This is a genomic window from Thiohalobacter sp. COW1, assembly GCF_016629505.1.
GTDB lineage: Bacteria > Pseudomonadota > Gammaproteobacteria > Thiohalobacterales > Thiohalobacteraceae > Thiohalobacter > Thiohalobacter thiocyanaticus_A.
The window spans coordinates 2,660,798-2,677,776 of the sequence record NZ_AP024239.1; the positions used below are offsets into that span (position 1 = coordinate 2,660,798).

The 16,979-nt window shown below is 62.3% G+C and carries 18 protein-coding genes and 1 pseudogene; 3 read left to right on the plus strand and 16 right to left on the minus strand.

What is annotated here, in order from left to right:
• Positions 1–90 precede the first annotated feature (90 nt).
• A complete protein-coding gene (locus COW1_RS12550) occupies positions 91–861 on the plus strand; it encodes an HNH endonuclease (RefSeq protein ID WP_096363933.1) in 771 nt (256 codons plus the stop codon).
• Positions 862–871: 10 nt separating this feature from the next.
• Here the strand turns inward: COW1_RS12550 and COW1_RS12555 are convergent.
• Positions 872–1,111 (minus strand): annotated as a pseudogene (locus COW1_RS12555) (glutamine--fructose-6-phosphate aminotransferase); the annotation flags it as partial.
• Between the two features lie 103 nt (positions 1,112–1,214).
• On the opposite strand from COW1_RS12555, the gene COW1_RS12560 reads away from it, so the two are divergent.
• On the plus strand, positions 1,215–1,868 hold the full coding sequence (locus COW1_RS12560; protein ID WP_096363931.1) for a hypothetical protein: 654 nt from the start codon (positions 1,215–1,217) through the stop codon (positions 1,866–1,868).
• Positions 1,861–2,709 (plus strand): nucleotidyl transferase AbiEii/AbiGii toxin family protein, encoded by an 849-nt coding sequence (locus COW1_RS12565; RefSeq protein ID WP_201344379.1) that lies wholly within the window; start codon positions 1,861–1,863, stop codon positions 2,707–2,709. Before COW1_RS12560 ends, COW1_RS12565 begins: the two co-directional genes overlap by 8 nt.
• On the opposite strand, the gene glmS is transcribed toward COW1_RS12565, so the two are convergent.
• The 15 genes from glmS to rsmG all read right to left on the minus strand — a co-directional run bounded on the left by glmS (position 2,710) and on the right by rsmG (position 16,969).
• Positions 2,710–4,542 (minus strand): glutamine--fructose-6-phosphate transaminase (isomerizing), encoded by a 1,833-nt coding sequence (gene glmS / locus COW1_RS12570; RefSeq protein ID WP_096363913.1) that lies wholly within the window; start codon positions 4,540–4,542, stop codon positions 2,710–2,712.
• Between the two features lie 244 nt (positions 4,543–4,786).
• Entirely contained in the window at positions 4,787–6,157 is a 1,371-nt protein-coding gene (gene glmU / locus COW1_RS12575) for a bifunctional UDP-N-acetylglucosamine diphosphorylase/glucosamine-1-phosphate N-acetyltransferase GlmU (protein WP_096363911.1), read from the minus strand.
• 188 nt (positions 6,158–6,345) lie between these two features.
• Positions 6,346–6,831, minus strand: a complete 486-nt coding sequence (locus COW1_RS12580) for a peptidylprolyl isomerase (RefSeq protein ID WP_096363909.1) — start codon at positions 6,829–6,831, stop codon at positions 6,346–6,348.
• Positions 6,832–7,022: 191 nt separating this feature from the next.
• Positions 7,023–7,442 (minus strand): F0F1 ATP synthase subunit epsilon, encoded by a 420-nt coding sequence (locus COW1_RS12585; protein WP_096363907.1) that lies wholly within the window; start codon positions 7,440–7,442, stop codon positions 7,023–7,025.
• Positions 7,443–7,529: 87 nt separating this feature from the next.
• Complete coding sequence (atpD, locus tag COW1_RS12590) at positions 7,530–8,906, minus strand: F0F1 ATP synthase subunit beta (protein WP_201344380.1); 1,377 nt, start codon at positions 8,904–8,906, stop codon at positions 7,530–7,532.
• A 105-nt stretch (positions 8,907–9,011) separates the two neighbouring features.
• The gene (gene atpG / locus COW1_RS12595) at positions 9,012–9,872 is read right to left on the minus strand and encodes a F0F1 ATP synthase subunit gamma (protein WP_201344381.1); all 861 of its coding nucleotides are present in this window, start codon (positions 9,870–9,872) and stop codon (positions 9,012–9,014) included.
• Positions 9,873–9,928: 56 nt separating this feature from the next.
• Entirely contained in the window at positions 9,929–11,470 is a 1,542-nt protein-coding gene (gene atpA / locus COW1_RS12600; protein WP_201344382.1) for a F0F1 ATP synthase subunit alpha, read from the minus strand.
• Positions 11,471–11,483: 13 nt separating this feature from the next.
• Complete coding sequence (locus tag COW1_RS12605; RefSeq protein ID WP_096363901.1) at positions 11,484–12,020, minus strand: F0F1 ATP synthase subunit delta; 537 nt, start codon at positions 12,018–12,020, stop codon at positions 11,484–11,486.
• A gap of 11 nt (positions 12,021–12,031) precedes the next feature.
• Positions 12,032–12,502, minus strand: coding sequence for a F0F1 ATP synthase subunit B (locus tag COW1_RS12610; protein ID WP_096363899.1), 471 nt, complete (start codon positions 12,500–12,502; stop codon positions 12,032–12,034).
• A gap of 61 nt (positions 12,503–12,563) precedes the next feature.
• Entirely contained in the window at positions 12,564–12,800 is a 237-nt protein-coding gene (gene atpE / locus COW1_RS12615) for a F0F1 ATP synthase subunit C (protein ID WP_096363897.1), read from the minus strand.
• A 50-nt stretch (positions 12,801–12,850) separates the two neighbouring features.
• Positions 12,851–13,720, minus strand: coding sequence for a F0F1 ATP synthase subunit A (gene atpB, locus COW1_RS12620; protein ID WP_096363895.1), 870 nt, complete (start codon positions 13,718–13,720; stop codon positions 12,851–12,853).
• A complete protein-coding gene (locus COW1_RS12625) occupies positions 13,710–14,075 on the minus strand; it encodes an ATP synthase subunit I (protein ID WP_096363893.1) in 366 nt (121 codons plus the stop codon). The genes atpB and COW1_RS12625 overlap by 11 nt, the downstream gene beginning before the upstream one ends.
• A gap of 296 nt (positions 14,076–14,371) precedes the next feature.
• Positions 14,372–15,301, minus strand: a complete 930-nt coding sequence (locus COW1_RS12630; protein WP_201344383.1) for a ParB/RepB/Spo0J family partition protein — start codon at positions 15,299–15,301, stop codon at positions 14,372–14,374.
• Positions 15,302–15,318: 17 nt separating this feature from the next.
• Entirely contained in the window at positions 15,319–16,131 is an 813-nt protein-coding gene (locus COW1_RS12635; RefSeq protein WP_096363889.1) for a ParA family protein, read from the minus strand.
• Between the two features lie 160 nt (positions 16,132–16,291).
• A complete protein-coding gene (gene rsmG / locus COW1_RS12640) occupies positions 16,292–16,969 on the minus strand; it encodes a 16S rRNA (guanine(527)-N(7))-methyltransferase RsmG (RefSeq protein WP_231971542.1) in 678 nt (225 codons plus the stop codon).
• Positions 16,970–16,979 lie beyond the last annotated feature (10 nt).

Below are 16,979 nucleotides of genomic sequence, written 5' to 3' on the forward strand. Positions count from 1 at the left end.
AATATGTGGCCGACGATTCGGATTGCGATGTACGGCGCAGCATACACACACATCATAACTATATAACCCAGACATATCTCAGGGCCGCCCATGAACGGTAATAAAGGATGGACACGTTGGCAATTACTGGTTGCATTCGGTCTTTATTGTCAAATGCCTTTTGGCAAGCTCCACTCGAGAAATCCTGAGATCATCAAATTCGCTGAAAGTATCGGAAGAACGCCTTCGGCATTGGCAATGAAATTGACGAACATTGCAAGCCTCGATCCTGCAATAACTTCCACAGGGCGCAAGGGACTCTCCGGCGCATCCGCTTCCGACAAGAGAATGTGGGATGAAATGCAAAGTGACTGGGAAAGCTTTGCAATAGAATCAGAATCGGCGCTGATTGTCGCCATGAATAATGATCAGCCTATCGCGAGGGAAAACGATTTAACAGGAATGGAAGACTATTCCGGGACCGAAAAGGAAATAAAATCAAAGGCAAGGATTAAGCAGAATTTCTTCAGGCGCGCTGTATTAAGTGCATATAATTACAGATGCTGTATTACAGGACTCGCCATTCCTGAACTTTTAGTTGCCAGCCACATAATCCCATGGCGAACAGATGAGAGAAACAGATTAAACCCCAGTAACGGATTAGCATTATCGATGCTGCATGACAAAGCATTCGACATTGGATTAATCACGATAAATGACGATATGACCCTGCGGGTATCGGATGTGGAACATTCTGGAGAGGACTCGTTTTACAAAATCGCGATCAAATACTATGAAAACAAGCCTATAGACTTGCCAGAAAAGTTTCCTCCTCTAAAGGAATTTCTTTATCACCACAGACAGCATGTCTTTAGAGGCTGAAGCGCATAATTCACTCGACCGTAACCGACTTCGCCAGATTCCTCGGCTGATCCACATCCGTCACCTTCAGCACCGCCACGTGATACGACAGCAGCTGCAGCGGGATGGTGAAGATGCTGGGCGCGATGCAATCGTCGGTGGGCGCGACGGGGAGCACGGCCATGTTCTCGCTCTCGACCACGCCGGCATGTTCATCGGCAAAGACGATCAGCTTGCCGCCGCGGACGCTGGCAGGTTTGGTTCGAGTTCTCCAGCGGCTGTTGGAGCGTGGAGGCGGGAAACCTGCTGGATCAGTTGCAATTCAAATAAAATTCTCTAAACTTCCTAAATATGGAAGTTTGTAGAATTTTTATGTGCAGACACTGACTGAACAACTCATTGATTCAGAACTGAAAAATCGTATTCTTAACGAGAAGCAGCTGGATCGGATTATTACGGGCAGCAGGCAAAGGCGCTATCACCTGGTCAATCGCGCCATGAAGGCCGGGGAGTTGTTGCGTCTGCGGCGGGGCAGCTATGTCCTCGATAGCCGCTTCCGCGATTATCCTGTCCACCCATTTGCGCTGGCCCAGGCCTATGTGCCGGGCAGCTATGTCTCGTTCGAGACCGCCCTGGCGCATCACGGATGGATTCCCGAGGCGGTCCGGGTCACGGCCAGCGTGACACCGGGGCGGAAATCGCTTTCCTACTCTCACTCCGAATTCGGCGAATTCACCTTCCATCCGCTGGCGATCCAGACCGGCCGGTTTCTTGAGTTGGTCGACCGGGAACAGCGGCTGCACCAGACCATGCTGGTCGCGCGCCCCATGCGCGCGATGATGGACCTGGTGTGTCTGCGCAAGGTGGAGTGGCAGGGTCTGGACTGGCTGACCCGGGGCCTGCGCATCGAGTATGAGCTTCTGCGCGGGATCACCAGCGCTGAAATCCGTACGCTGGAGGCGGTCTATAAGCAGAAACGGGTCAGGGCATTCCTCAAATCACTGGCCAGGGAATTAGGCAATGATTGATCTTATCCAGCAACGGCTCGACAGCTACCAGATCTCTAATCCGATTGAGGAGGAACAGGCGCTCAAGGAGATTCTCCAGGAAGTCGCACTGTACTCGCTATGGCGTGCCGATTTCTTTGAAGTTGCCGCCTTTCAGGGTGGCACCAGTCTGCGCATCCTGCATAAGCTGCCCAGATTCTCAGAAGACCTCGATTTCATTCTCAAGCAACCCGATGCCGATTTTGCATGGGAACCTTTTCTGGGGAAGCTCCTGAAAGGTTTGGAGGAGTTTGGACTCAGATCCGAAGTGCTGGATAAACAGCAGATGGAGAGGCCCGTCAGAACAGCACTGCTGAAGGATGATTCAGTTGCCCAACAGCTGAACCTGTCCTTCTATCAAGGTCAGCGCGATCAGAAGTTGAAAATCAAGCTGGAGATTGATGCTCATCCCCCGGCCGGATCAGAGTTTGATTATAGTTATCTGGATTTTCCGCTCGATTTCGAGGTCTGCCATCAGGATTTGAGCAGTAATTTTTCGCTTAAACTTCATGCCTTGTTATGTCGTCCTTACATTAAAGGCCGGGACTGGTACGATTTTAACTGGTATGTGAAACAGGGCATTACCCCAAACCTGCCGCATCTTGAAGCTGCTCTTGATCAGTTCGGCCCCTGGAAAGGCGAACACATTACTGTGGATATGGATTGGCTCGCCGGCACGTTATCCGACAGGATTGCCCGGATCGACTGGAATGAGGCACGCCGGGATGTCGAGCGCTTCCTCGGCCCTGCAGAGAAGGAAAGCCTGAAGCTCTGGACTGAGCGATTCTTTGCCGGAAAGGTCGACCGCCTCAAAGCCCTGTGATTATTCAACCGTAACCGACTTCGCCAGATTCCTCGGCTGATCCACATCCGTCCCCTTCAGCACCGCCACGTGATACGACAGCAGCTGCAGCGGGATGGTGAATATGATGGGAGCAATGCAGTCATCGGTTGGCGCGACGGGCAATACGGTCATGTTCTCGCTTTCGACCACGCCGGCGTGTTCATCGGCGAAGACGATCAACTCGCCGCCCCTGGCGCTGACTTCCTGCAGGTTGGACTTGAGCTTTTCCAATAGCTCGTTGTTGGGTGCGACGGCGATGACGGGCATCTCGGCATCGACCAGGGCCAGGGGGCCGTGCTTGAGTTCGCCGGCGGGGTAGGCCTCGGCGTGGATGTAGGAGATCTCTTTCAACTTCAGCGCCCCTTCCATCGCCACCGGGTACTGGGCACCGCGGCCGAGGAACAGGGTGTGGTGCTTGTCGGCGAAGCCCTCCGCGATTTCCCGGATGCGGTCGTCGAGTTGCAGCACATGATCGATCTTGCCGGGCAGGTGCTCCAGCTGCTGGATCATCTTGGCCTCGACGAACGGGTCCAGGCCATTGCGTCGGCCCAGTGCGATGACCAGCATCAAGAGTGAGACCAGCTGGGTGGTGAAGGCCTTGGTGGAGGCCACGCCGATCTCGGGACCGGCGCGCGTCATCAGGGTGAGATCGGATTCACGCACCAGCGAGCTTTCGGGCACATTGCAGATGGCCAGCGAATGACCGAACCCGAGACGCTTGGCCTCCTGCAGACCGGCCAGGGTGTCGGCGGTCTCGCCCGACTGCGACAGGGTCACGATGAGCGAGTTGTTGCGCACCACCGGCTTGCGATAGCGGAACTCGCTGGCCACCTCCACGCTGCAGGGGATGCCGGCGATGGACTCCAGCCAGTAGCGCCCGACCATGCCGGCATGGTAGCTGGTGCCACAGGCGATGATGTGCACGCCCTGAACCTGGTCGAATATTTCAGAGGCCTCATGGCCGAAAGCGGCCTCCAGCAGCTTGTCACCGCTGATGCGGCCTTCGAGGCAGTCGGCCACGGCACGTGGCTGCTCGAAGATTTCCTTCAGCATGTAATGGCGGTACTGGCCGCGCTCGACGGCGTCAGCGGTCAGTTCCGACTGGCGCACGGGGCGCGTGACCTCATGGCCTTCGTGGTCGTAGATGGTGATGGCGTCGCGCTTGATCTCCGCGATATCACCGTCTTCCAGAAAGATGAACTGCTGGGTTACCGGCACCAGGGCAGCGACGTCGGAGGCGATGAAGTTCTCGCCCACGCCCAGGCCGATGACCAGTGGGCTGCCGCGGCGGGCAACGATGATGCGCTCCGGATCGCTGTTGGTGACCACGCCCAGGGCATAGGCACCGTCGAGATCGCCCACGGCGGCCTGTACCGCGGCGAGCAGATCGTGCGACTGCGAGTAGTGATGATGCAGCTGATGGGCGATGACCTCGGTGTCGGTCTCAGAGGTGAAGCGGTAGCCGAGTTCCTTCTGCTGTGCGCGCAGGGCATCGTGGTTCTCGATGATGCCGTTATGCACCACGGCGATGGTCTCGTTGCACACATGCGGATGGGCATTGCCTTCACTGGGCCGGCCGTGGGTGGCCCAGCGGGTGTGGGCGATGCCGGTGTGGCCGGGCAGCGGATCACTGCTCAGGGCATCACCCAGGACGGCCACCTTGCCCATGGCGCGCTTGCGGCTGAACTTGTGCTCGGGCGTGACCACCAGCATGCCGGCCGAGTCATAGCCGCGGTATTCCAGTCGCTTCAGGCCCTCGAGCAGGATGGGCGCGACATCACGCTGGGCTACGGCTCCGACGATTCCGCACATTTTTGATTACCCTCAGATCAAAGGATTCAACGCAGAGGCGCTAAGGCGCGAAGAAGCGAGAACATTTAACACCATGCAACCTACAGCTGCATCCCTAGCATCATCGTCATCCCGGCGCAGGCCGGGATCTACAGACCGCAGCGGTTTCTGGATCCCGGCCTGCGCCGGGATGACGGTATACTTTAGCATTCGCAATTATATTATTTGCGTTCTTTGCGCCTTAGCGCCTCTGCGTTGAGATTGTTCAGCCCTTTTTCTTCACCGGCCGCTTCCAGCCCTCGCGGGTCTGCTGCCTGCTACGGCTCAGGGTCAGTTCGCCGGCGGGTGCATCGCGGGTGAGCGTGGTGCCGGCGCCGATGGTCGCGCCTCTGCCCACGGTCACCGGGGCCACCAGCTGAGTATCGGAGCCGATGAAGGCCTCGTCCTCGATCACGGTGCGGTGCTTGTTGGCGCCGTCGTAGTTGCAGGTGATGGTACCGGCGCCGACATTGACCTTCGCGCCGATGTCGGTGTCGCCGATGTAGCTCAGATGGTTCACCTTGGAGCCCTGGCCGATGACGGATTTCTTCACCTCGACGAAGTTGCCGACATGCACGCCGTCGGCCAGGCGGGTCTCGGGGCGGATGCGGGCGAACGGGCCGATGCGCGCGCCGGCACCGATGACGGCATTCTCGATCACGCTGTTGGCCAGCACCTCGGTGCCGGCGCCGATGGTGACGTTCTTCAGCACGCAGTTGGGGCCGATGCTGACTTCGTCCTCGAGCTGCACATCGCCCTCGATCACTACATTGATGTCGATGGTGACATCGCGGCCGTGCCGCAAGCGGCCGCGCAGGTCGAAGCGTTGTGGATCCAGCAAGGTGACGCCGCCCAGCAGCAGGGCCTCGGCATGCCGGCGCTGCCAGGCACGCTCCAGTTCGGCCAGCTGCTTGCGGTTGTTCACGCCCAGGATCTCTTCCGGAGACTGCGGCTGCACCACGTTGATCGCCATGCCATCCTGTGCCGCCATGCCGATGACATCGGTCAGGTAATACTCGCCCTGGGCATTGTCGTTGCCCAGCCGACCGATCCAGTCCTTGAGCGGGCTGGCCGGCGCCGCCATGAAGCCAGTGTTGATTTCGCAGATCTGCAGTTCGGCCTCGCTGGCATCCTTCTGTTCGACAATGCCGATGACGCGGTGATGGTTGTCACGGACGATGCGGCCATAGCCGGTGGGGTCGGCCAGGGTGGCGGTGAGCAGGCCCAGACTGTCATCGCCTGCCGCCTCGCCCAGTGCGGTCAGCGTCTCACGGCCGATCAGAGGCACATCACCATATAGAATAAGAATCCGGGCGTCGTCGGGAACATTCGGGCTGGCCTGGGCGACGGCGTGGCCGGTGCCCAGCTGATCGGACTGCTCCACCCAGCTGATGTCATCGTGCCCGGCGAAGGCGGCGCGCACCTGCCCGCCGCCGTGGCCATAGACCACATGGATGCCGGCTGCGCCCAGGGCGGCGGCGGTCTCGATCACGTGGCCGAGCATGGGCCGGCCGGCGATCGGGTGCAGCACCTTGGGCAGGGCGGAGCGCATGCGCGTGCCCTGGCCGGCGGCGAGAATGATGACGTGCAGTTCCATGAAGGTGATTCCGGACTCCGCTGGCGGTCAATTCAGCCCCTCTCCCTCCGGGAGAGGGGTTGGGGTGAGGGGATCATGGCGGCTGACCTGACCCCTCACCCTGGCCCTCTCCCCAAAGGGGGAGGGGGATTATGTAAGTTACGCTTATCCGATACTTTTTGTCATAGCGGTCATCGGCCGTACCCGCTTTAGTGCAACTGCTCCCCGGCACCTTCGCCGGCCGCCGCGATATCTTCGGCGGTGGCGTCGCGAACGTCCTTGACCTCGACGGTGAAGGTCAGTGTCTTGCCGGCGAAGGGATGATTGCCGTCCACGGTCAGTTTGCCGTTCCCGATATTGGTGACATGGAACACCCGGCTCTCACCCTGATCGCTGCGCATCTCGACCTCGGCGCCGAGCTGGCGATACTGCTCCGGGACATTGTCGAGGTCGTCGGTGAAGGTCAGGCTGGGATCGTACTCGCCGAATGCCTCCTCAGGCGCCAGACTGACCTCGACGATCTCGCCCACCTGCCTGCCTTCCAGCGCGGCCTCGATCTTCTCGAACAGGTCGGAGCGCCCGCCGTGGATGTAGCTGATGGGCATGTCGCTGTGCTCCAGCAATTCGCCCGCCTCATCCTTGATGCTGTAGGTGATGGCGACGAGCTTGTTGGGGGCGATGCGTTGCTCGGACATTCGACCGTTCCTGGTTGCGGGTATGACTTCCCATTCTATCGTATCCGGGTGGCGCAAACGAACAGGGGGCAGCCGTTGGCTGCCCCCTGTCTGCTTTGCCGTCATTGCGAGCGAAGCGTGGCAATCTCGTGACAAGGCAGCAGCCGGTTGGAGATTGCCGCGGCGCTTCGCGCCTCGCAATGACAGTGGAATTACTTGGATTTCTTCAGCTTCTGGATGGTGCGCAGCTGGGCCACCGCCTCGGCCAGTTCGGCCTGGGCCTTGGCGTAGTCGATATCGGCCTTGTTCTCGGCCAGGGTCTTTTCCGCCTCCTGCTTGGCCTGCAGCGCGGCGGCCTCATCCAGGTCCTTCGCGCGCAGGGCGGAATCAGACAGGATGGTGACCACGTGCGGCTGCACCTCCAGCATGCCGCCGTTGACGAAGAAGGTGTGCTCCTCGCCATGCTCGTCCTGGACCCGCACCTCGCCGGGCTTGAGTCGGCTGAGCAGCGGGGTGTGGCGGGGCGCGATGCCAACCTCGCCCATCTCCGCCGGGGCGAAGACCATCGTGGCGGTGCCGGAGAAGATCGCCGCCTCGGCACTCACGATGTCCACATGAAGGGTCATAGCCATGATTCTAGTCCCACTTGGCGTGCCCGCCAGCGGACCGCGGCCGCCCGGGGTGAGGGCGGGCTGCGGCGGCCGGCGCGCGGCACGCGATTAAAGCGATTTGGCCTTCTCGACCGCCTCGTCGATGGTGCCGACCATGTAGAAGGCCTGCTCGGGCAGGTGGTCGTACTCGCCGTTGACGATCGCCTTGAAGCCGTTGATGGTGTCCTTCAGGCTGACGTACTTGCCGGGCGCGCCGGTGAAGGTCTCGGCCACGAAGAAGGGCTGCGACAGGAAGCGCTGGATCTTGCGCGCGCGGGCCACGACCAGCTTGTCCTCCTCGGACAGCTCATCCATGCCCAGGATGGCGATGATGTCACGCAGTTCCTTGTAGCGCTGCAGGGTGCCCTGCACGGCGCGCGCGGTGTCGTAGTGATCCTGGCCGATGACCAGCGGGTCCAGCAGGCGCGAGGTGGAGTCCAGCGGATCCACGGCCGGGTAGATGCCGAGCTCGGCGACCTGACGCGACAGCACCAGTGTTGCGTCCAGGTGGGCGAAGGTGGTGGCAGGGGACGGGTCGGTGAGGTCGTCCGCGGGCACGTACACGGCCTGGAAGGAGGTGATGGAGCCGGTGCGGGTGGAGGTGATGCGTTCCTGCAGCACGCCCATTTCCTCGGCCAGGGTCGGCTGGTAACCCACCGCGGAGGGCATGCGGCCCAGCAGTGCCGAGACCTCGGTGCCGGCCAGGGTGTAGCGGTAGATGTTGTCGATGAACATCAGCACGTCACGGCCCTCGTCGCGGAAGAACTCGGCCATGGTCAGGCCGGTCAGGGCCACGCGCAGGCGGTTGCCGGGCGGCTCGTTCATCTGGCCGTACACCAGGGCCACCTTGTCGAGCACGTTGGCTTCCTTCATCTCGTGATAGAAGTCGTTGCCTTCACGGGTACGCTCGCCGACGCCGGCGAACACCGAGTAGCCGGAGTGCTCGATGGCGATGTTGCGGATCAGTTCCATCAGGGTCACGGTCTTGCCCACGCCGGCGCCGCCGAACAGGCCGACCTTGCCGCCCTTGGCGATGGGCATGATCAGATCGATCACCTTGACGCCGGTCTCGAGGATCTCGACGCTGGCCGCCTGATCGGCATAGGCCGGGGCGGTGCGGTGGATCGGGAGCTTCTCGTCGGTCTCGACCGGGCCGGCCTCGTCGACCGGATTGCCCAGCACGTCCATGACGCGGCCCAGGGTGCCCTTGCCGACCGGCACCGAGATGGGCGCACCGGTGTTGTCCACGTCCAGTCCGCGACGCAGGCCGTCGGTACTGCCCATGCCGATGGTGCGCACCACGCCGTCACCGAGCTGCTGCTGCACTTCCAGGGTGATGTCGAGGTCCTTCACCTTGAGCGCGTCGTAGACCTTGGGCACCGAATCGCGCGGGAATTCCACGTCGACAACGGCGCCGATGATTTCAACGATGTTGCCCGAACTCATGTTGATGTCCTCTCGTAAGTCTGAATCTTTGTCGTTCGAATCGCTTGATTCGGCTGAAAACATGTCCAGCTGCATGGCGCGATCCGGTCTCGGAATCCGTGTGCCTTATACCGCCGCGGCGCCGCTGACGATCTCGGACAACTCCTGGGTGATGGCGGCCTGGCGGGCCTTGTTGTAGACCAGCTGCAACTCGTCGATCAGGTTCCCGGCGTTGTCGGAGGCGGCCTTCATGGCGACCATGCGCGCGGCCATCTCGCAGGCGACGTTCTCCACCGCGCCCTGGTAGACCAGCGACTCGATGTAGCGCATCAACAGGTTGTCCATGACCGGTTTGGAGTCCGGTTCGTAGATGTAGTCCCAGTGATGGACCAGCTCCTTTTCCTCGCTCGGCGCGACCGGCAGCAGCTGCTCGACCGTCGGCGTCTGGGTCATGGTGTTGACGAATTCGTTGGAGGCGATGTACAGGCGGTCGATCCGGCCTTCGTCATAGGCATCCAGCATCACCTTCACGCTGCCGATCATATCGCTCATGGAGGGTGCATCCCCCATGTGGGTGGCCTGGGCAACGATGTTACCGCCGATGCGCTTGAAGAACTGCAGCGCCTTGTTGCCCAGCACGGCCAGATCGATCTCGTAGCCGGCCTGATCCCATTCCTTCATGCGGCCGATGACCTGTTTGAACAGGTTGATGTTCAGGCCGCCGCACAGACCGCGGTCGGTGGAGATGATGATCAGTCCCACCCGCCTGACTTCGCGCTCGATCAGGTAAGGGTGCTTGTACTCGGGATGCGCATGCCCGACGTGCGCGACCACACTGCGGATCTTCTCGGCATAGGGGCGCGAGGCGACCATGCGCTCCTGCGCCTTGCGCATCTTGCTCGCCGCCACCATTTCCATGGCCTTGGTGATCTTGCGCGTGTTCTGGATGCTCTTGATCTGGGTGCGTATCTCTTTCGCGCCAGCCATATCTATAATTCCAGCTCGTTATGCAGGAGCGGATACATCCGCTCCTGCCGGTGCATTTACCAGGCGCCGTTGGCCTTGAAGTCCTCGACGCACTTCTTCAGGCCGGCCGCGATCTCGTCGTTGTAGTCGGCCGACTCGTTGATCTGGTTCATCAGATCGGTGAAGTGCGACTTCATATGCGCATGCAGCGCGGCTTCGAAATCGACCACCTTGTTGTTGTCCAGGTCATCGAGATAGCCCTCGTTGGCGGCATACAGCGACACGGCCATCTCGGCGATGGACAGCGGCGTGTACTGCTTCTGCTTCATCAACTCGGTAACCCGCTGACCGCGCTCAAGCTGCTTGCGAGTGGCCTCGTCCAGATCGGAGGCGAACTGGGCAAACGCCGCCAGCTCGCGGTACTGGGCCAGGGCCAGGCGCACACCGCCGCCGAGCTTTCGGATGATCTTGGTCTGGGCCGCGCCGCCGACGCGCGATACCGACAGACCCGCGTTGATGGCGGGGCGGATACCGGCGTTGAACAGGTCGGACTCCAGGAAGATCTGGCCGTCGGTGATGGAGATGACGTTGGTCGGCACGAAGGCGGACACGTCGCCGGCCTGGGTCTCGATGATCGGCAGGGCGGTCAGCGAGCCGGTCCTGCCCTTCACCTCGCCGCCCGTCTCGCGTTCGACGTATTCCTCGTTGACGCGCGCGGCGCGCTCCAGCAGACGGGAGTGCAGGTAGAAGACGTCGCCCGGATAGGCTTCGCGGCCCGGCGGACGCTTGAGCAGCAGTGAGACCTGACGGTAGGCCCAGGCCTGCTTGGTCAGATCGTCGTAGACGATCAGGGCGTCCTCGCCACGGTCGCGGAAGTACTCGCCCATGGCGCAGCCGGCGTAGGGGGCGATGTACTGCATGGCGGCGGATTCGGAGGCGGTGGCGGCGACCACGATGGTGTGCTCCATGGCGCCGTGTTCCTCCAGCTTGCGCACCACGGAGGCGACCGAGGAGTTCTTCTGCCCCACCGCGACGTAGATGCACTTAACGCCGGTGCCCTTCTGGTTGATGATGGCATCGACGGCCACCGCGGTCTTACCGGTCTGGCGGTCGCCGATGATCAGCTCGCGCTGGCCGCGGCCGATCGGCACCATGGCATCGATGGACTTGAGACCGGTCTGCACCGGCTGGTCCACCGACTTGCGCCAGATGACGCCGGGGGCGATCTTCTCGATCGGGGAGGTGATGCTGGTCTCGGCCGGACCCTTGCCATCGACCGGGGTGCCCAGGGCGTCGACCACGCGGCCGAGCATGCCTTCGCCGACCGGGACTTCCAGGATCTTGCCGGTGCACTTGACGGTGTCACCCTCGGTGATGTTCTTGTAGTCACCCAGGATGACCGCGCCGACGGAGTCGCGCTCCAGGTTCAGCGCCATGCCGTAGACGTCACCGGGGAACTCCAGCATCTCGCCGGCCATGACGTCGGCCAGGCCGTGGACGCGGGCGATGCCGTCGGTGAGCGACACCACGGTGCCTTCGGTCCGGGCCTCGGCCGCGCCCTCGAACTTCTCGATGCGGCTCTTGATCAGCTCGCTGATTTCAGTCGGATTCAGTTGCATTGATGTATTCCTCTCAGTGGCTCAGGGCGGTGGCCAGACGGGCCAGTTTGCCCCGGACCGAACCATCGATAACGGTATCGCCCGCGCGGATGATCGCACCGCCGACCAGGTTCTGGTCGGTTCTGCACTCCAGTTCCACCTCGCGCCCGAAGCGCTGCTTGAGCGCCTCCAGGACAGTGGCCTTGTGCGCCTCGGTGGCGGGGTAGGCGGTGATCAGCTCGGCCTTGATCGCGCCCTCGGCCGCGCTCTTGTGCTCCTGATACAGCCGGAACATCTCGGGCAGGGCGGCCAGGCGCCGGTTCTCGGCCAGCACCCTGACCAGGTTCCTGCCTTCCGCGTTCAGCCGCTCGCCGCAGATCTCCAGAAAGAAACCGGCGAGCTGATCCTCGGTCAGGCGCGGGTTGTCGAGCAGGCGCTGCATGTCCGGATCCGACGCCACGACGGCCATCAGGCCGAGCATGTCGGACCAGGCATCCAGGTTTTGCTGCTCCCGCGCCAGACGGAACACCGCCTGGGCATAGGGTCGCGCGATAGTGGTGAGTTCGGCCATGGCGTTTCTACCTAGATCTGGGCGGCGAGCTTGCTCAGCAGCTCATCGTGCGTTTTCTCGTCGACCTCGCGTTCCAGCACCTTTTCGGCACCGGATACGGCGATGGCAGCGACCTGGCTGCGCAGCTGCTCCTTGACCCGGTTGAGCTCCTGGTCGAGCTCGTTGCGGGCCGCGGCGATCATGCGCTCGCCCTCGGTACGGGCGTCGGCCTTGGCCTCCTCGACGATTTCGGACGCACGCTTCTCGGCTCGGGAGATGATTTCCTGGGCCTGCTGCTTGGCTTCAACCAGCGCCTCCTTGGCGCGTTCCTCGGCCAGCTCCTGCTCGCGCTGCCCCCGCTCGGCGGCGGCCAGACCATCGGCGATGGTCTTCTTGCGCTCGTCCAGTGCCTTCATCATCGGTGGCCACACGTACTTCATGCAGAACCACACGAAGACGACGAATGCGATCATCTGGCCGATGAGGGTTGCATTGAAATTCATTTCGTCACCTCGTGGTTACGGGCTTGTCACGGATTCGAAGCGGTCTTGACCGGCTTCGTGATCAGCCACCCGCAACGGCGAACAGCACGTACAGCGCCAGACCGACGGCGATCATCGGCACGGCGTCGACCAGACCCATGACGATGAAGAACTGGGTGCGCAGCATCGGGATCAACTCGGGCTGGCGGGCGGCACCTTCCAGGAAACGGCCGCCGAGGATGCCGATACCGACCGCCGCACCCAGTGCGCCCAGGCCCATCATCAGTGCGCCAGCGATGTAGAGCAGTGCAGATTCCATGATTATCTCCTGAAGTTTAGATATAGATTAAAGTCAAAACGTAATCGGTATTAATGATGTTCCTGATGCGCCATATCCAGATACACCACAGTCAGGGTCATGAAGATGAACGCCTGCAGGGTGATGATCAGGATGTGGAAGATGGCCCAGCCGAGCTGCAGCAGCCCGCCGAAACCGGCCATCACGATCCCGGCACTGTACATCAGCGCGATAAGAATGAAGATGGTCTCGCCGGCGTACATGTTGCCGAACAGTCGCAGAGCGAGAGAGACGGGCTTGGCGATCAGAGACACGCCTTCCAGGACCAGGTTGATGGGGAACATCCACTTGGGGAAGGGCTGGAAGGCCAGTTCGCCGAAGAAGCCGCCGAAGCCCTTCATCTTGATGGAGTAGTAGAGCATCAGCACGAACACGCCCAGCGCCAGGCCGAAGGTGATGTTGGGGTCGGTGGTGGGCACGACCTTGAAGTAGACATGATGCGGGTCCACGCCCAGCACGTGCTGGCCGAACAGCTGCGCCAGCCAGGGCAGCAGGTCCACGGCGATCAGATCCATGAAATTCATCAGGAAGATCCAGCCGAAGACGGTGAAGGCCAGGGGGGCGACCAGCGGGTTGCGGCCGCTGAAGGAGCCGCGCACGGTGTCGTTGATGAAATCGACGATCCATTCGCAGAAGTTCTGCAGCCCGCCGGGCACGCCGGCGTGGGCGTTCTTCGCCGCCTTGCGAAAGACATAGAACAGGATGAAGCCGAGCAGGACCGACCACAGCATGGAATCGACATGGATGGCCCAGAAGCCCATCTCCTTGGCTTCCTCGGCGGTGTGGGCGAAGCCCCAGTGGCCGTCCGGGTGCTGGCCGTAGGTGAGGTTGGTCAGGTGGTGCTTGATGTATTCACCGGAAGTCAGGGTGTCACTCGCCATGCGTTGTCAGTCCTGTCTTGAAGCTTGAAATCATGAGCACCAGCTGGCCGGCGATGAAGGCGCCGAGCAGCGGCAGCGGCGGCAACTCGAGTGCGCCCAGACCTGCCACGAACAGCATGATGACGATGACGAGGCGCTCAACGGCGGAGAAGAAGAACGCCCGCAGATCCCGATGGGCATCCGTCGCGGGGCGTTGAACCAGCCGATGCGAGCGCCAGGCCAGCAGTGCCGTATTCGACAGCGCGATCCCGGCGCCGAACAGCCAGGCGATCGCGGTCTCCGGCGGGCGCGCCAGATACAGGGCGCCAGCGGCCAGAGACAATATAATTAGCTGAAGAATCAATATGTTACGCATGCCGTCGTGCGCGAGGCCCTGTTGCCCAAGCTGCCCAGCCGACCGGCTGTACACGGCAGGCGTAACCTATCGTAACTTCGTATGGAGATTGCTCGGCACCTCGTCCGAACGGGCGCGCAGTATAGATATTCTGACCGATGGGGTCAATGGCCGGATAAAAATACGTTATGCGCCCATCGCATTTGATTTTTTTGGCTGTCATTGCGAACAACGCGAAGCAATCTCGTACAGCAGGCTCATCCGGTTGGAGATTGCTTCGCGTTGCTCGCAATGACGGGGCGTCCGATGACGCTCCGTCACTTGATGTGATCGAGGATCCCGTCGAGTTCGTCCAGGCTGTTGAAACTGATCACCAGCTTGCCCTTGCCGCCGCGCCCGGCCTGGAGTTTCACTGCCGCGCCCAGGCGCTCGGCCAGGTCCTGTTCCAGGCGCCGCGTATTGGGATCGGCCGCCGGTGCCGCCGGGCGGCCGCCGCGTGCCGGCTCGGTCTGCTGGCGCTTGACCAGGCGCTCGGTCTCGCGCACCGACAGGCCGCGGCTGGTTACAGCCCGGGCCAGTTCGCTCTGGATCGTGCCGCTGACGCCGAGCAGGGCGCGGGCATGGCCCATCTCCAGCTTGCCCGCCTCGACCAGCTGGCGCACGTCCTCGTTCAGCTCGAGCAGGCGCAGGAGGTTTGTCACCGAGGTGCGTGACCGGCCCACGGCCTCTGCGGCCTGCTGGTGCGTCAGTTCGAATTCCTGCAGCAGACGCTGCAGGGCGCGCGCCTCCTCCATCGGGTTGAGGTTCTCGCGCTGGATATTCTCGATCAGCGCCATGGCGATGGCGGCACGGTCGGGCACCTCGCGCACCACCGCCGGGATCTCCTGCAGGCCGGCCAGCTGGGCCGCGCGCCAGCGGCGCTCGCCGGCGATGATCTCGTAGCGGGTCTGATTCCCGCTGTGCTCGATCGGGCGTACCACGATGGGTTGGACCACGCCCTGGGCACGGATGGAGTCGGCCAGATCCTGCAGGCTCTCGGTATGCATGTCCTGGCGGGGCTGGTACTTGCCGCGCTGAATCAGATCCACCGGCAATTCGCGCAGGCCCTCGCGCTCAGGCGCCTGGGGCGTCCCGGCCGCTTCGTCCGGGGCCGCCGTGGGCGGCTTGCGCTTCGTCGCGGCCCCCTTGGCGCTGCTGCCCAGCAGCGCATCCAGTCCGCGTCCCAGTCCCCGTTTCTTCGTTGCCATGCCTGTTGCGATTCCTGTCAGTGCGTGGAGGCCGCCGCGGTCTGCGCGGCACCCCCGGTACGGCGTTCCTGATCCCGGCGCACCATCTCACCGGCCAGGGCGAGGTAGGCCAGCGCCCCGCGCGAGGCCTTGTCGTAGCGCAGCACCGGCATGCCATGGCTCGGCGCCTCGGCCAGGCGCACGTTGCGCGGGACGATGGTGCGGTAGACCTTGTCGCCGAAGTGCTCGATCAGCTGTTCGGCCACCTGATTGGCCAGGTTGTTGCGGGCATCGAACATGGTGCGCAGCAGCCCCTCGATCTCCAGATCCGGGTTCACCGCACCGCGCACCTGCTCGATGGTGTCCATCAGGGCCGACAGCCCCTCCAGGGCGTAGTACTCGCACTGGATGGGAATGAAGACAGCGTCCGCCGCCACCAGGGCATTAATGGTGAGCATGTTCAGCGACGGCGGACAGTCGATGAGAATGAAATCGTAGCGCTCGCGCAGCGGGCGCAGCGCCTCGCGCAGCCGCGACTGGCGGTCCTCGGCGTTGAGCAGTTCCACCTCGGCCGCGGTCAGGTCGCTGTTGCCCGGCATGACGTCGAAGCCGGCGGCCTCCGAACTCATTACTGCCTGGGCCGCATCCAGCTCGCCCAACAGCACATCGCAGCTGCTGTACTCGACCTCGTGCTTGTCCACACCGCTGCCCATGGTGGCATTGCCCTGTGGATCGAGGTCGATGAGCAGCACCCGGCGGCGGGTCAGCGCCAGCGCGGCGGCCAGATTGACGCAGGTGGTGGTCTTGCCCACGCCGCCTTTCTGGTTGGTGATGGCCAGGGTTCGTGTCATGCAAAGGCTCTAGGTTACCTAATCAATTGTTATGTGTCTGTGGCTTGCTATGGATAAGACCGTAGGTCGGGTTAGCGACAGCGTAACCCGACACCCGCGCCGGCATTGTTGGGTTACGGCGCTGCGCGCCTAACCCAACCTACTCTCACACGAAATACGCTCAGCCGGTCTGAATCTCGACGATGTGGCGTTCGGCATCCAGGCCCGGCACCTGCAGCCGGTGCACCGCCTTGACGATGCCCGGATCCGGCAGCGACTCGATCTCGGTCACCGGGTAGACCCCCTTCATGGCCAGCAGTACCCCATCCGGCTTGCAGTGCGGGGCGCCCTGGTCGTACATGTCCTGCACCGAGGAGAAGGCCCGGCTGATCACGGTATCGAATTTTTCCGCGTGCGGATAGTCCTCGATCCGCACATGCTCGACCTGGACGTTGCCCAGTTCCAGTTCGGCCACCACCTGGCGCACGAAGCGCAGCTTCTTGTTGCTGGAATCCAGCACCACCACATCCCACTCCGGCCGCGCCAGGGCCAGCACCAGGCCGGGCAGGCCGGCGCCGGTGCCGATGTCCAGGATACGCGGACCGCGCACATAGGGCAGGGCGGCCAGACTGTCGAGGATGTGGCGGGTCACCATGTCCTGCGGCTTGCGCACCGAGGTCAGGTTGTAGACCCGGTTCCATTTGGTCAGCAGGTTGACGAAATCGCGCAGGTCCTGCTGCACGGCCTCGTCCAGCGCCAGGCCCAGGGCCAGGATGCCGTCGGCCAGCTGCTGGTCGATGGCGGGCGGCGGCCGGTTGCCGTGCGACTTGTTGTGCTTGATGCGTCTCGCGAATGCCACGTGGGTTCCT

Bases quoted from the DNA above. Each gene is read 5' to 3' on its own strand.
- COW1_RS12635 (WP_096363889.1), bottom strand. From the start codon at position 16,131: ATGACACGAACCCTGGCCATCACCAACCAGAAAGGCGGCGTGGGCAAG.
- atpE (WP_096363897.1), bottom strand. From the start codon at position 12,800: ATGGAATCTGCACTGCTCTACATCGCTGGCGCACTGATGATGGGCCTG.
- COW1_RS12585 (WP_096363907.1), bottom strand. From the start codon at position 7,442: ATGGCTATGACCCTTCATGTGGACATCGTGAGTGCCGAGGCGGCGATC.
- COW1_RS12550 (WP_096363933.1), top strand. From the start codon at position 91: ATGAACGGTAATAAAGGATGGACACGTTGGCAATTACTGGTTGCATTC.
- COW1_RS12605 (WP_096363901.1), bottom strand. From the start codon at position 12,020: ATGGCCGAACTCACCACTATCGCGCGACCCTATGCCCAGGCGGTGTTC.
- atpD (WP_201344380.1), bottom strand. From the start codon at position 8,906: ATGAGTTCGGGCAACATCGTTGAAATCATCGGCGCCGTTGTCGACGTG.
- glmS (WP_096363913.1), bottom strand. From the start codon at position 4,542: ATGTGCGGAATCGTCGGAGCCGTAGCCCAGCGTGATGTCGCGCCCATC.
- atpB (WP_096363895.1), bottom strand. From the start codon at position 13,720: ATGGCGAGTGACACCCTGACTTCCGGTGAATACATCAAGCACCACCTG.
- COW1_RS12630 (WP_201344383.1), bottom strand. From the start codon at position 15,301: ATGGCAACGAAGAAACGGGGACTGGGACGCGGACTGGATGCGCTGCTG.
- atpG (WP_201344381.1), bottom strand. From the start codon at position 9,872: ATGGCTGGCGCGAAAGAGATACGCACCCAGATCAAGAGCATCCAGAAC.
- COW1_RS12625 (WP_096363893.1), bottom strand. From the start codon at position 14,075: ATGCGTAACATATTGATTCTTCAGCTAATTATATTGTCTCTGGCCGCT.
- COW1_RS12610 (WP_096363899.1), bottom strand. From the start codon at position 12,502: ATGAATTTCAATGCAACCCTCATCGGCCAGATGATCGCATTCGTCGTC.
- COW1_RS12580 (WP_096363909.1), bottom strand. From the start codon at position 6,831: ATGTCCGAGCAACGCATCGCCCCCAACAAGCTCGTCGCCATCACCTAC.
- COW1_RS12565 (WP_201344379.1), top strand. From the start codon at position 1,861: ATGATTGATCTTATCCAGCAACGGCTCGACAGCTACCAGATCTCTAAT.
- glmU (WP_096363911.1), bottom strand. From the start codon at position 6,157: ATGGAACTGCACGTCATCATTCTCGCCGCCGGCCAGGGCACGCGCATG.
- atpA (WP_201344382.1), bottom strand. From the start codon at position 11,470: ATGCAACTGAATCCGACTGAAATCAGCGAGCTGATCAAGAGCCGCATC.